Origin of the sequence: Pseudomonas sp. SM4 (assembly GCF_051913165.1) — a bacterium.
Lineage (GTDB): Bacteria > Pseudomonadota > Gammaproteobacteria > Pseudomonadales > Pseudomonadaceae > Aquipseudomonas.
The window spans coordinates 109926-125049 of record NZ_JBODOE010000010.1; the positions used below are offsets into that span (position 1 = coordinate 109926).

2 protein-coding genes (1 of these 2 running past the window's edge) are annotated in these 15124 nt (G+C 63.5%); both read right to left on the bottom strand.

Translation table 11 applies throughout. The features are described from left to right. Nucleotides 1-8458, bottom strand: the 5' portion of a protein-coding gene (locus ACQ4MY_RS19285; RefSeq protein WP_440096150.1) for an amino acid adenylation domain-containing protein. Its footprint begins 4553 nt before the window's first position; 8458 of the gene's 13011 nt are visible here — the first part of the coding sequence; the start codon lies at nucleotides 8456-8458; its stop codon lies off the left edge, out of view. A gap of 237 nt (nucleotides 8459-8695) precedes the next feature. Then, nucleotides 8696-15106, bottom strand: coding sequence for an amino acid adenylation domain-containing protein (locus ACQ4MY_RS19290; RefSeq protein ID WP_440096151.1), 6411 nt, complete (start codon nucleotides 15104-15106; stop codon nucleotides 8696-8698). Nucleotides 15107-15124: the final 18 nt, after the last annotated feature.

Sequence of the window (15124 nt, forward strand, 5' to 3'; positions counted from 1 at the left end):
ACAAGTGCTGCCAAGTGGGATTGTCCAGATCAATCAGCGGCACTGCGCCGAGCAAATCAGCGGTCGAAGCCTGTGCCAGCACCGCCATCGGCGCGCTGTCCTGCAACAGATAGGCGATGCGTTCTGCCGGGTACGCCGGATCGACCGGCACATAACCGGCGCCGGCCTTGAGGATCGCCAGCAACGCGACGAGCATGTCCGGGCTGCGGCGCAGGCACACGGCGATGCGGTCATCGGGCTGCACGCCGAGGCCGAGCAAGTGATGGGCCAGGCGATTGGCGCGCTGATTGAGCTCAGCGTAGGTCAGTTGCTGACCGCCCTGAACCACTGCCAGTGCATCCGACTGCTGCTCGGCCTGAACCTCGATCAAACGGTGAATCGTCGCGCCACGCGGATAGGCCGCGGAGTGCTGGTTGAAGCCGAGCAGCAAGTGCTCGTATTCCGCCACCGGAAGCACCGGCAAACGGTTGAGCGGACGTTCCGGCGTCTCTTCCAGTGCCGTCACCAGATGCTCGAGCGCGGTGTGCATGTAACTGCAGATCCGTTGCGCGCCGATCTCTGCGACCGCGAGCACATTGAGGGCAAAGGCTTCGCCCAGATCATCGACCGACAGGGTCAGCGGATAATTACTGCGTTCCTCGCCGCCAAGCATGCGCACGCCTTGCCAGATACCTTGGTCATCACGCGGCTGTTGTGCGGCGGCGCTGTGCCGGTAGTTGAGCAAGGCGCTGAACAACGGCGTGGAGCCGACCATGGCCGAGCAACGCTGGGCCAGCGCCAACGAAGCGTGTTCATGACCGAGCAGCGCCGTCAGCCGTGCATGGGTGGTTTTCACCCCGGCGCGCACGCCTTCAGCGAGATCGACGCGCAGCGGCAAGGTGTTGATGAATACCCCGAGCGTGCGGTCGGCGCCCTCGCCGCCCTGCATCCGCCCCATCAACACAGTGCCGAAGACCACGTCGCGGCGGCCGCAGACCACGCCCAGCACCTGCGCCCAGGCCATGTGCATCAGGCTCGCCGGGCTGACGCCCAATTGCCTGGCCTGTTCCCGCAGACGCAGATTGAGCGCGGCATCGACCGGCTGCAGCGCTTCTTCGATGCCACGCCCGTCGCCCTGAACATCCTGCAGGCCAAAGGGCAAGCTCGGCTCATCGATATCGCCGAGCATCTCGCGGAAGAACGCTTCGTGCTCCTGCTCATCGGCGCCAAGGCGTGCCTGCGCCACGTAGTTGCGGTAAGGCATCGGCGGCGTCAGCGTGTCGAGTTGATCGAACATCAACGCGTGCATTTCCCGGCCGATCACCTCCATCGCGGTGTGGTCGAGAATCGAGTGATGGAACAGCACGATGGCGACGACTCGCTGTTGCAACGGATCTTCGGCGTAGACCATGCGGATCAGCGGCGCCAGCGTCAGATCGAGGCGGTAATGCCGCGCGTCGAAACGTGCGTGCAACTGTTCGAGAATTTCGCCGTCCTGCGCATCCAGCCCCACTTGCTGCACAACCATCCGGGCCTCGCGCCAGACCACTTGCTGCGGGCTGGGCAAGCCTTCCCAGACCACGCTGGTGCGTAGAATGTCGTGGCGGACGATGACCTGCTGCAAGTGTTCGGCGAAGGTCTGCAAACGTTCGAGGCTGTCGAAGGCCAGACGTGATTGCAGCAGGTACGGATCGCCCTGCTCGGCACTCAAATGGTGATAAAGAATGCCTTCCTGCAGCGGTGCCAGCGGATAGATGTCCTGCACATTGGCAGCGCCGCCGGGCACCGTCTCGACGATGCGCTCGATGCTGGCCTGATCCAGCGTGGTCAGGGTGAGCATGTCGGGCGTGATGCGGGTGCAAGCGGCCGGAATCAGATTGGCCGGTACTACGATTTCCCGTCCACTGCCCAAGGCCCGTGCCAGCGCGGCCAGGTTCGGCTGATTGAACAGCACGCGCACATCGGCGCTCAAACCGGCCTGACGCATGCGCTCGATCAGGCTAACCGCCAACAGCGAATGGCCGCCCAGTTCGAAGAAATTGTCGTGGCGGCCGATCTGCTCGATGTTCAGTACGTCGGCCCAGATCTGCGCGAGTGCCACTTCGACCGGGCCTTGCGGCGCTGCATATTCACGGCTGAGCCACGCGTCCTGATCCGGCTCGGGCAAGGCCTTGCGGTCGAGTTTGCCGTGGGCGGTCAGCGGCAGGCTGCCCAGTCGCACGTAAGCCGCGGGCACTAAAGTGTCCGGCAGTCGCGCTTGCAGATGCTGGTGCAAGGCGCTGATCTCGACCGACTCGATTTCAGTGAACCAGGCGAGCAATCGCCCGTCGCGCACCAGCACCACGCACTCGCGAACCGCATCGTGGGCACTCAGCACCGCCTCGATTTCACCCAGTTCAATCCGTACACCGCGCAGTTTCACCTGATCGTCGTTGCGTCCCAGGTATTCGATGTTGCCATCGTCCAGCCAGCGCGCGAGGTCGCCAGTGCGGTACATCCGCGCGTGCGGTTCGTCGCTGAACGGATCGTCGAGGAACTGCGCAGCGGTCAGTTCCGGACGATTAAGATAGCCGCGCGCTACCCCGGCGCCACCGACATACAACTCGCCTTGCACACCGGTTGGCACGGGCTGTTGCTGACGGTCCAGCAGATAGACTTTGGCATTGGCAATCGGCCGGCCAATGTGCAAAACCCGCCCGGGCTCGATGCGCCCGGAAGTCGCCACCACCGTGGCTTCGGTCGGGCCGTAGTTGTTGATTACATCGAAGGTCTGATCACGCGGAAACTGGCGCAACTTGTCGCCACCGATCAGCAACGTGCGCAGGGTCGGATGGCCCAGCCCGCGACTGAACGCGTATTCGGCCACCGGGGTCGGCAGAAAGCTCACTTGCAACGGCTGCGCGCGCCACCATTCGAGCAATTCATCGAGGTGTTCGTTGCCGATCGACGCCGTCGGCAGATGCACCGTTGCGCCGACGCACAGCGCCGGCCAGACCTCCCACGCCATGGCATCGAAGCCGCAACCGGCGACGCTGGCAGTGTGGCTGCCGGCATACAGGTCGAAGGCTTCGGCGTGCCAGTGCACGAGGTTTTCCAGGGTACGGTGCTCGACCATCACGCCTTTCGGTTGCCCGGTAGAGCCCGAGGTGTAGATCACGTAGGCCAGATTCGCCGGGGTCAGCCCCGGCTGTTGCGGATTATCGTCAGGCAGGTGGCGCCAGTCGCTGGCGTGCAGATCAATCACCGGGACGGCGCCGAGCAGGTCGCGCGTCGAGGCCTGCGCCAGCACCGCGATCGGGTCGCTGTCCTGCAACAGGTAGGCGATGCGTTCAGCCGGGTAATCGGGGTCAATCGGCACATAACCGGCGCCGGCCTTGAGAATCGCCAGCAGCGCAACGAGCATGTCCGGGCCGCGACGCAGGCACAGCGCAACACGGTCATCGAGCTGCACGCCGAGGCCGATCAGGTGATGGGCGAGGCGATTGGCGCGCTGATTCAGTTCGCGGTAGCTGAACTGTTGCTCGCCCTGCACCACCGCCAGCGCCTCGGGATGTGCCAAGGCTTGCGCTTCAAAAAGGCGCGGCACTGTTTGTGCGGGCGGGTATTCACGACCGCTGATGTTGAAGCCGACCAGCACCCGTTGCCGTTCGCTTGGCGACACGATCGTCAGTTGCTGCAACGGCGCCGTCGGCGTGTACTCAAGTGCCGTGACCAGACTGTGTAACGCGGTTTGCAAGTAATCGCAGACCCGCGCCCCGTCGACCTGCGGCACCGCTTGCACGCTCAAACGGAAACCCTCGCCGAGGTCGTCGACACTGACCACCAGCGGATAATTGCTGCGCTCGCGCGAGCTGAGAATCTGCACGCCTTGCCACGTTACCGCGGCCGATTCCGGCGCACTGTGGCGGTAGTTGAGCAAGGTACTGAACAGCGTCTGCGAACCGCCGACACCGCTGCAACGCTGGGCCAGCGCCAATGACGCCTGCTCATGGCCGAGCAACTGCGCCAGACGCGCATGCGTGGCACGCACGGCGCTTTCTACCGAATCCGCACCGACGCTGACGCGCAACGGCAAGGTGTTGATGAACATACCCAGCGCCCGATCAGCGCCCTCTCCACCCTGCATGCGCCCGAGTAACACGGTGCCGAACACCACGTCTTGTTGGCCAGACACCTGCGCCAACACCTGAGCCCAGGCTTGATGCACCAGGCTGGCCACGCTGATCCCCAATCGCCGCGCCTGCTCGCGCAGACGTTGGCCGAGGCCGGCATCGAGGTCTGATTGGCTGTCGAGGATGTCGCTGCCATCGCCGTGTACATCCTGCAATCCGAACGCCACGGTCGGCTCGTCAATGTCGGCAAGCATTTCGCGGAAGAACGTCTCATGCGCCTGATCATCGGCGCCGAGCCGCGCCTGCGCGACAAACTGGCGGTATTGCACCGGCGGCGGCAAGTCGCTGCTGCGGCCGAGCATGACGTCGTTCATTTCCGCGATCAGCACTTCCAGGGCCGTATGATCGAGGACGATGTGGTGCAGCAGAAGCATGCCGATCCAGCGTTTGTGCGGCTGATCTTCGGTGTAAGCGAAACGCATCAGCGGCGCGCGATTGAGGTCCAGTCGATAGTGCCGTGGATCGAAACGCGCCTGCATCTGCTCCAGCACATCGCCGTCGAGTTCATCGGCGTCGACGCGTTCCAGCGCCAGTGGCGCCTCACGGCAGACCACTTGCACGGCCTCTTCAAGACCCTCCCAGAAGATGCCAGTGCGCAAAATGTCATGGCGTTTGATCACGCCGTTCAAGGCGCGAACGAAGGTTTTGATCTGGGCCAGACCGTCGAAGGCAAATTGCGCCTGCAGCACATACGGATCACCGGCGCTGGTCGCCAGATGGTGATAAAGAATCCCCGCCTGCAACGGCGCCAGAGCATAGATGTCCTGCACATTGGCGACACCGCCCGGCACGCTGGCAACCACGCGGTCGATCGCGACCTGGTCGAGATGGGCCAGCGGCAACATGGCCGGGGTAATGCGCGTGCAACCCGGTTCGATCAGGTTGTCCGGGACAACGATGGCACGTTCGCTGCTCAAGGTCGCCGCCAGCGCCGCCACGCTCGGCTGGCCGAACAGCACGCGCACATCACAGTGCAAATCCTGCTGGCGCATACGCTCGATCAGCTTCACGGCCAGCAATGAATGACCACCGAGTTCGAAGAAGTTGTCATGGCGGCCGACCTCCTCGACACCGAGCAACGTCTGCCAGAGCCCGGCGATCAGGTTTTCCACGGCGCCAACCGGCGCTTCGAAACCACGACGGACGAAGTCATCGCTGTCCGGTTGCGGCAGGGCTTTGCGGTCGAGCTTGCCATTGGCGGTCAGCGGCAAAGCGTCCAGACGCACGAAGGCGCTTGGCACCATGTACTCAGCCAGCGACACCAGCAGTTGATCGCGCAATTGCACGACATCCGGCGCGGCGCCTTCGTCGGCCAGCCAGTACGCGACCAGACGCTGATCGCCGGGGCTGTCTTCGCGGGCGATCACCACGGCTTCGCGCACGCCTGCGCAGGCAGACAGGCGTGCTTCGATTTCGCCCAATTCAATGCGGAAACCGCGAATTTTCACCTGATCGTCGTTGCGCCCCAGGTATTCGAGGCTGCCGTCGGCGGCCCAGCGCGCCAGGTCGCCGGTTTTATACAAACGCGCTTGGCCGTTTTCGCTGAACGCATCATTGATAAAACGCTCGGCGGTCAGCGCTTCGCGATTCAGATAACCGCGCGCCACGCCGGCCCCGCCGACGTACAACTCGCCAATCACGCCGACCGGCACCGGTTCGCGCAGCGCATCGAGGACATACAGTTGCAGGTCGGGAATGCGCACGCCAATCGGGCTGACGCCGAGCAACTGCGCGTCGGCGGCCTGCAGCGGCCGATAGGTCACGTGCACCGTGGTTTCGGTGATGCCGTACATGTTCACCAGCCGTGTACCGGCGTTGCCGACCCGCGCGTACCACGGTTTGAGCAGGCCCGGTTCCAGCGCTTCACCACCAAAAATCACTTCCCGCAAGGAGTGCTGCAACTGACTGCGACCCTGCGCGGCGATCAGTTGGCGAAACGCACTCGGCGTCTGGTTGAGCACGGTCACGCCGGTTTGGCAGAGCAATGCATAGCAGTCGTCCGGCGAACGGCTGACAGCTTGCGGGACCAGCAGCAATTGCCCGCCGAACGCCAGCGCGCCCCAGATTTCCCACACCGAAAAGTCGAAGGCGAAGGAATGGAACAGCGCCCAGGTGTCCTGTTGATTGAACTGAAACCAGTCATGGGTGGCAGAAAACAGCCGCGCCACGTTACGGTGCTCGACCATCACACCTTTGGGCAAACCGGTGGAGCCCGAGGTGTAGATCACGTAAGCCAGATGCGCCGGGGTCAGTTCGGGGATCTGCGGATTGCTGTCGAGTTCGGCCTTGAGCTGGCCGCTGTCGAGGTCGATCTGCGGCACGTCGAGATCGGCGACGCACTCGCGCGTCGCGGCTTGCAGGAGCACTGCTGCCGGGGCGCTGTCCTGCAAGGTGAAATGAATACGCTCCAGTGGATAGGCCGGGTCGATCGGCACGTAACCGGCGCCAGCCTTGAGTATGCCGAGCAGGCCGATGATCATTTGCGGGCCGCGTTCGACGCAGATGGCCACGCGGTCGTCAGGGCGAATGTTCAGAGCCAGAAGGTGATTGGCGACCTGATTGGCGCGGCGGTTGAGTTCGCCGTAGCTGAGCGTCTGCCCGTCGAAAATCAGCGCTGTGGCGTCAGGTCGGGCCTGCGCGTGGGCTTCGAATTGCTGGTGGATCAGCGGCTTTTCGGGGAACTGCGCCAGCGGGGAATTGACGCCGCGCAGCAGTTGTTCGCGTTCGCTGGCAGGGAGGATGTTCAGCGCTTGCAGTGCCACATCGGCGCTGGATTGCAGGACCGCCGTCAGACTTTCCAGCGCCGTGTTCAGGTAGGCGACCATGCGCTCGGCACCCAGTGCCTCATCCGCCAGCGCGGTGATGCGCAAGTCTTCGCCAAGGTCATCGATATTGATCGTCAGCGGATAGTTGGTGCGCTCGCGGGCGCCGAGCACCTGCACACCGGGGGCGATATCGACCACGTCAGCGACTTCTTCGACGCTGCTGTGCCGGTAGTTGAGGATCGCGCTGAACAATGGCGTCGGTACCGCGACGGCGCTGCAGCGTTGGGCCAGGGCCAGCGAGGCCTGCTCATGCGCCAGCAACGCTGTCAGGCGTCGATGGGTCGCCAAGCCCCCCGCGCGCACGCTTTGCTCGCCGACATCAACGCGCAGCGGCAAGGTGTTGATGAACATGCCCAACGCCTGCTCGCCGCCCTCGCCCGCGTCCATGCGCCCCAGCAGCACGGTGCCGAACACCACCGCCGTGCGCCCGGACAATTGCCCGAGCACGCGGGCCAGGGCCAGATGCGTCAGGCTCGCGACACTCACGCCGAGCTGCCGCGCCTGCTCGCGCAACCGCCGGCTCAAGCGACTGTCGAGCAGCAACGCGGCTTCCTCGATGGCGTGGCCGTCACCCTGCACATCCTGCAAACCACACGGCAGCGTCGGCTCGTCGATGTCGGCGAGCATCTCGCGGAAAAACGCCTCTTTCGCCTGTTCATTGCCGGCACTGCGCGCCATCGCCAGGTGATCACGGTACGGCACGGCCGCAGGCACTTGCGTGGTTTGCCCGAGCAGAAATGCCTGGATTTCCCGGCGCAGCACATCCAGCGCCACGTGATCCATGATCATGTGATGAAACAGCAACAACGCAACTACGCGGCCCTGAGCGGGATCCTGCGCGTAGACCATGCGCAGCAGCGGTGCTTGCTGCATGTCGAGGCGGAAATGCTGCGGGTCGTGACGCTCCAGCAACTGCGTGAGCACATCGCGGTCGCCGTCGACGCTGATTGCCTGACACACCAGCGGCGCCTCGCGCCAGACCACTTGCACCGCTTCGTCGAGGTATTCCCAGACAAACGAGGTGCGCAGAATATCGTGACGCTTGACCACCCAGCGCAGCGCGTCGGCGAAGGCGTTCAGCCGTTGCTGACTGTCGAACACGAAGCGCGCCTGAGAGATGTAGGGATCGCCGGCAACCGCCGAGAGATGGTGATAAAGCATGCCCTCCTGCAACGCGGACAGCGGATAAATGTCCTGCACGTTGGCCGCACCACCCGGCACTGTGGCGACGATGCGGTCGAGGGCATCCTGCGCCAGGTTCACCAGTGGCAGCATGTCCGGGGTAATGCGAAAGGCCGGGCTCAGCCAGTCACCGCCGTGTTCGGCGACCAGTTCCAGCAATTGCGCCTTGTGCGCCGAGAGGCTGTCCCACAACGCGTCATCCAGCGCGTCGTCGCTGCCCAGAATGACCAGGTCTTCATCTTCCTGTTGAAGGCGGATCGCATGGGTGGAAATAACAGCCATCAGTTCGCTGAAATGCATGAGGTAACCTGCTGTAAATACGAAAAAAAGGAGCGCGCAGCAGCGAGTCCGTGCACGCGGCGCGCAGCCTGGAAAAACTAAAACATCGGGGCGTGGGTGTCTGACATGGGAAGCGGGGACAAGCCGCCCTGCCCGCTGTTCGCCTCTGTAGGAGCTGCCGCAGGCTGCGATCTGTTGATTTGCTTTTAAAAACAAAATCAACAGATCGCAGCCTGCGGCAGCTCCTACAGGGAGAGGTCAGAGGCGGCGTTTGCGGTTGAGGTTGGGGATGGTGGTCTGGGCGATCTCGACCTGCCTGGCCTGCCGCGAGGTCTGGGCCGCCAGCGCGGCCAGTGTCGGCTGGCTGAACAGCGTCCGCGCATCGACATGCAGCCCGGCCAGACGCATGCGCGCAACCAGACTCACCGCCAGCAACGAATGCCCGCCCAGTTCGAAGAAATTGTCGTCGCGCCCCACCTGCTCGACCTTGAGCACCTGCGCCCAGATCTGCGCCAAAGCCGTTTCAACGTCCCCTTCGGGTGCGGCATAAGGCCGACTGAGCAGTGCCTCCGCCCCCGGTTCCGGCAAGGCCTTGCGATCAATTTTGTCGTTGGGTGTCAACGGCAGCGCCGCCAGCAGCACGTAAGCGCCGGGCACCATGAACTCCGGCAACCGCGCCAACACATGCGCGCGCAACGCTTCAAGCGTCGGAGCAGCCAGCCCGGCACGGACGCTGTAATAAGCCACCAGTCGCTCATCGCGCACCAGCACCACCGCCTCACGAATGGCCGGGTGTTCGAGCAGACGCGCTTCAATCTCGCCCAGCTCAAGACGAACCCCGCGCAGCTTGACCTGAAAGTCATTACGACCGAGGAACTCGAGATTGCCGTCAGCGCCGTAACGCACCAGATCCCCGGTGCGATACAAACGATCTCCGGCCACGAACGGGCTGTCGATAAAACGCTCGGCCTGCAGTTGTGGCAGTCCCAGGTAGCCGCGCGCCACGCCCACTCCGCCAATGTGTAAATGCCCGCTGACGCCAAGCGGCACCGGTTGATCGCAGGCATCAAGGACATACAGCCGCGTGTTGCTCAGGGCCTTGCCTATCGGCACCAGTGTCGGCGGCAGCGGCTCGCCGGGCTCCAGGGTCCAGCCGCTGCTGTCGACCGTGGTTTCGGTCGGCCCGTAGACGTTGTGCAGGCGCACCCACGGCAGGCGTTCACGCACTTGCCGGGCCAGCGCAACAGTCAACTCGCCACCACCGTTGAGCACGTCGGTGAGGCTGGTGCACTGGCTGACGTCGTCCTGTTCGATGAACTGCTGCAACAACGCCGGGACGAACTTGACCACCGTGATGTTCTGCTCGCGAATCACTTGCGTCACATAGGCCGAATCGCGATTGCCATCGGCGCGCGCAAGGACCAGGCGCATGCCCGAACACAGCGGCCAGAAAATCTCCCACACCGAACTGTCGAAACTGTACGGGGCCTTTTGCAGCAACGCGCCGTGTTCAGTCGGCGGAGCCAGTTGCGAGCCCCAGTGCACCATGTTGCAGGCACTGCGGTGCTCGATCATCACGCCCTTCGGCGTACCGGTGGAGCCGGAGGTGTAGATCATGTAGGCCAGATTGGTCGCGCCGAGACCCGGCACCTGCGGATTGTCGTGCGGCTGCTCCTGCCAGGCGCCGAGGTCGAGATCGATCAGCGGCACGCCGGGTTCGCCGAGCAGATCGCGCGTCGCGGCATGCACCAGCAGCACGACCGGCGCGCTGTCCTGCAGCATGTAGTTCAGCCGTTGCAGCGGGTAATCCGGATCGAGCGGCACATACGCACCGCCAGCCTTGAGAATGCCCAGCAGACCAATCACCAGTTCCAGCCCGCGCTCGACGCAAATGGCTACCCGCGAATCTGGCTGAACGCCCAGCCCGCGCAGGTGATGGGCCAAGCGGTTGGCTTGCTCGTTCAGTGCGCGATAGGTCAGGCACTTCTCGGCGAATTGCACCGCAATGGCATCCGGCTTGCGCAGAACCTGTTGTTCGAACAGCGCCTGCAGCGGCTGATCCATCGGGCAATCGACTGCCGTATCGTTGAACTCGATCAGCAGTTGTTGTAGCTCGTCTTGCGGCAGCAACGGCAGACTGCTCAACGGCCATTGCGGGGTAGTTTCCAACGCCTCGACCAAACCGTTCAAAGCGGCCTGCACGTAAGCGCAAATCCGCTGCGCGCCAATGCTCGACAAGGTTCTGCTGGTCAGCCGCAAGCCGCTGCCGAAGTCATCGACACTCAAGGTAAACGGGTAGTTTGTGCGTTCCTCGTTGGCCAGCGTCTCGATGCCCTGCCAGGTCTGCCGGGAGGTGTCTTGCTCGACATCATCGCTGTGCCGGTAGTTGAGCAAGGCGCTGAACAGCGGCGCGGGTGCGGCGACGCCACTGCAACGCTGGGCCAGCGCCAACGAGGCATGTTCATGGCCGAGCAAAGCGCTCAGCCGTGCATGGGTGGATTTCACCGCGTTGCGTGCGCCTTCGCCGACATCGACCCGCAGCGGCAAGGTGTTGATGAACACCCCCAGCGCACGGTCGGCCCCCGCGCCACCCTGCATGCGGCCCATCAGCACCGTGCCGAACACCACACTTTGCTGGCCGGACGTCGCCGCCAGCACCTGCGCCCAAGCGAGGTGGATCAGGCTGGCAACGCTCACGCCGGCCACACGCGCCTGTTGTTGCAGGCGCTGGTAAAGGTCGCTCGCCAGGGTTTGCTCGGCTTCTTCGATGTTGCTGCCGTCGCCCTGGACGTTCTGCAGCGCGAACGGCAAGGTCGGTTCGTCGATGTCGCCGAGCATCTGCCGAAAGAACTGCTCATGCTCCTGCTCGCTGACGCCGAATCGCGTTTGCGCCACATAGTTGCGGTACGGCACCGGTGCTGCCAGCGGTTCGCCGTGCCCGGACAGGCTGGCGTGAATTTCTTCGCGCATTGCCTCCAGTGCGACGTGATCCATCGCCAGATGATGGAACAGCAAAATGCCGACCACGCGGTTATGTGCGGGATCGCGGGCAAACATCAGGCGCAGCAGTGGAGCCTGACTCACATCGAGGCGATAGCGCCGCGCGTCAAAACGCTCGTGCAATTGATCGATGATCGCGCCGTGAGCAGGATCCAGTTCGACCTCCTGCACCGGCAAAATCGCCTCGCGCCACACCACTTGCACCGGTGATGTCAGCCCTTCCCAGACCACTGCCGTGCGCAGGATGTCGTGGCGCGCCATGACCTGACGCAACGCAGCGGCGAAGGCCTCGACCCGCTCGATGCTGTCGAACGCCAGCAGTGATTGCAGCAGGTACGGATCGCCCTGTGCGGCGGTGATGTGGTGATAGAGAATGCCTTCCTGCAACGGCGCCAACGGGTAGATGTCCTGCACATTGGCGGCACCGCCTGGCACGGTTGCGACGATACGCTCGATCATCGCCTGATCCAGTTGCACCAATGGCAACAGGTCCGGCGTGATGTGCGTGCAATCGGCGGCAATGCGGTTGGCCGGCACCTCGACTTCACGGCCGCTGCCCTCCGCCGCGGCCAACGCGGCCAGAGTCGGTTGGTTGAACAGCACCCGAACGTCGCTGCTCATGCCGATCTGACGCATGCGTTCGATCAGGCCGACGGCCAGCAACGAGTGGCCGCCCAGCTCAAAGAAATGATCGTGACGCCCTACCCGCTCGACCTGCAGGACTTCGGCCCAGATCTGCGCCAAAGCGATTTCGACATCACCCTGTGGCGCCTCGTATTCGCGACGGATCAACGCTTCCGGCCCCGGTGGCGGCAGGGCCTGGCGGTCAAGCTTGCCGTTGGCGGTCAGGGGCAGACTCGCCAGACGAACGTAAGCGGCCGGCAACATGGCGGCTGGCAAGCGCGAGGTCAGGTGCGCATGCAGTTGCAGGATGTCCAGCGATTCACGTTCGGTGAACCACGCCAACAGCTGGCCGTCACGCACCAACACCACGGCTTCCTGCACAGCGTCATGGCTGGCGAGTGCCGCTTCGATTTCACCCAACTCGACACGCACCCCACGGACTTTCACTTGGTCATCGTTGCGGCCGACGTATTCAAGGTTGCCGTCGGCGCGCCAACGGGCGAGATCGCCGGTGCGGTACATGCGCGCGCCTGGCAGTGCGCTGAACGGGTCGTCGAGGAAGCGTTCGGCCGTCAACTGCGGGCGATTCAGATAACCCCGGGCCACCCCGGCGCCACCGACATACAGCTCGCCGATGATGCCGATCGGCAGTGGGCGCTGCTGATCATCGAGCAAATAAGCCGTGGCATTACTCACCGGTTTGCCGATGTGCAACGTCTGCCCCGGCATGATCAGTCCTGAGGTGGCGACCACTGTGGCTTCGGTCGGGCCATAGTTGTTGATCACCGCAAAACCCTGCGCGCGGTTGAACTGACGCAGGCGATCGCCGCCGATCAGCAAGGTGCGCAAGGTCGGATGATCGAGTTGTTTGCTGAAGGCGTATTCGGCGACCGGCGTGGGCAAGAAGCTGACATCCAGCGGCTGCGCCCGCCACCACGCCAGCAGCGCATCGATGACTTCGCTGCCGTCGGATGCCGGTGAAAAATGCACCGTTGCCCCGGCACACAGCGCCGGCCAGACCTCCCACGCCATCGCGTCGAAACCGAACCCGGCCAGGCTCGACGTGTGCTGCCCCGGGCCGAGACCGAAAGCCTCACAGTGCCAGTCGACCAGATTGCACAAGGTGCGGTGTTCGACCATCACGCCCTTGGGCAACCCGGTCGAGCCCGAGGTGTAAATCACGTAGGCGAGGTTGCCAGGGTTCAGCCCGGCCACCTCAGGATCGGTGACGCTGTCGAGCGCCCACTCGCGCCGATCAAGCTCAATCACTGGCAGCGCTGTGGCGGGCAAACGCTCGCGCACATCGCTTTGCGTCAGCAGCGCCACCGGCTCGCTGTCGCCGAGCAGATAACTCAGGCGCTCGGGTGGATGCGCCGGGTCGATCGGCACATAAGCGGCGCCAGCCTTGAGAATCGCCAGCAGCCCGACCAGGGTTTCCAGGCCTCTGCGGGCGACAATCGCCACCCGGTCATCGGGCCGTACGCCGAGGCCCAGCAAATGATGGGCCAGCGCATTGGCTTGCCGGTTCAGCTCGGCGTAACTCAGCGACCGCCCCTGATAAGTCGCGACCACGGCGTCCGGCTGTTCGGCCACGCGCGACTCGAAGCGTTGATGAATTGTCCGGTTTTGCGGATAGCTGACTCGGGTGTCATTCCACTCATTCAACCGGGCGAGTTCCGCCGGGCTGTTCAGGTTGAAATCGGCGACGATCCGCTCAGGAGACTCCAGGCCTTGCTCCAAGATCAGCAACAAGTGCTCGGTGAACGACGCGATCTCGTCAGCCGTGAAATAGCCTGGCGAATACACCAGATGCAGCCAGGCCTTGTCGTTGTACCGGTTGCTGCGCAGGTGAATGGCCAGCGGTGTCGCTTCGTGCTGGTTGGAGACCTTGACCACGTGCCCCGGTGCCTCGCCGTAACGGTAGTCATGGTCGTCCTGCTCGTAGGACACCGACAGTTCGAACAGCTGCGAACGGTCTTCGCGCAACAGACCCAGCGCACGGTTCATCTCGCTCAGCGGGTAGCGCTGATGACGGAAATCCTGCTTGAGGCCATCGCCGATTACCTTGATCAATTCGCCAAAGGGCAACGCTCGGCCAAAGCCCATGCGCATTGCGCTGACCTGGGTGAACAGGCCCAGTGTGCTTTTGAAGCGGGCACCGGAGCGATTGAGAATCGGCAAGCCGACCACCCACTCGTCGCGTTGCGCGGTGCGACTGAAATACACGTGCAGCGCCGCCAGCAACACATGAAACGCCGAGCAGCCCAGCTGCCGCGCCGAGTCTTTCATGCGCTCGTGCAACGGGGTCGGGAACGCCTCGACATGGATGCGACCGGGCGCCGCTTCAGGGTCAAGGGGTTCGTGATGACGGGGGGTCAACAAGGGCTCGGGGACGCTGCGGTATTTGTCCAGCCAGTAGCGTTGATCAAGCTCATAGCGCGGTGATTGCTGGTAACGCGCGTCATCCTCGATGAAGCCGACATAGGACGGCGCTGCCACCCCTGATTGCTCGCCGCGGCATAACGCGCTGTAGATTTCGCCCACCGACTTGAACAGCAGGCCGAACCCCCAGCCATCAATAATCAGATGGTGCGCCTGTGCCGCCAACCAGTGACGATTGTGATCGAGGCGAATCAGACCGAAGCGGAACAACGCCTGTCCGTTCAACGAGTAAGGCTGAGCCATCTGCTGTTCGACCAGCGCCTGTGCCGCCGACTGTGGATCGCGCTGTTCACTGAAATCATGCAGCGGCATAACCACCGGCAACGCCCGCGCAAATCCCTGCAACGGCAACCCATCGTCACTGACGTCGCAGAGCAGAATCGTGCGCAAGGCATCGTTGCCTGCAACCAGTTGCTCAAGCGCCGAATGCAGCAACAACGGATCCAGCGGCCCGCTCAGTTCGACATAACCGCCAATGTTATACAGCGGCGAATCTCCGCGACTCAGTTGGTCCAGCCAGATATCCCGTTGGGCGGCAGTCAGCGGGAATGTCTCGACAGGCACGGACAGATCGTCCGCCACGTTGGCAGAAGTAGGCTGCATAAGATCCTTCTCATGTGA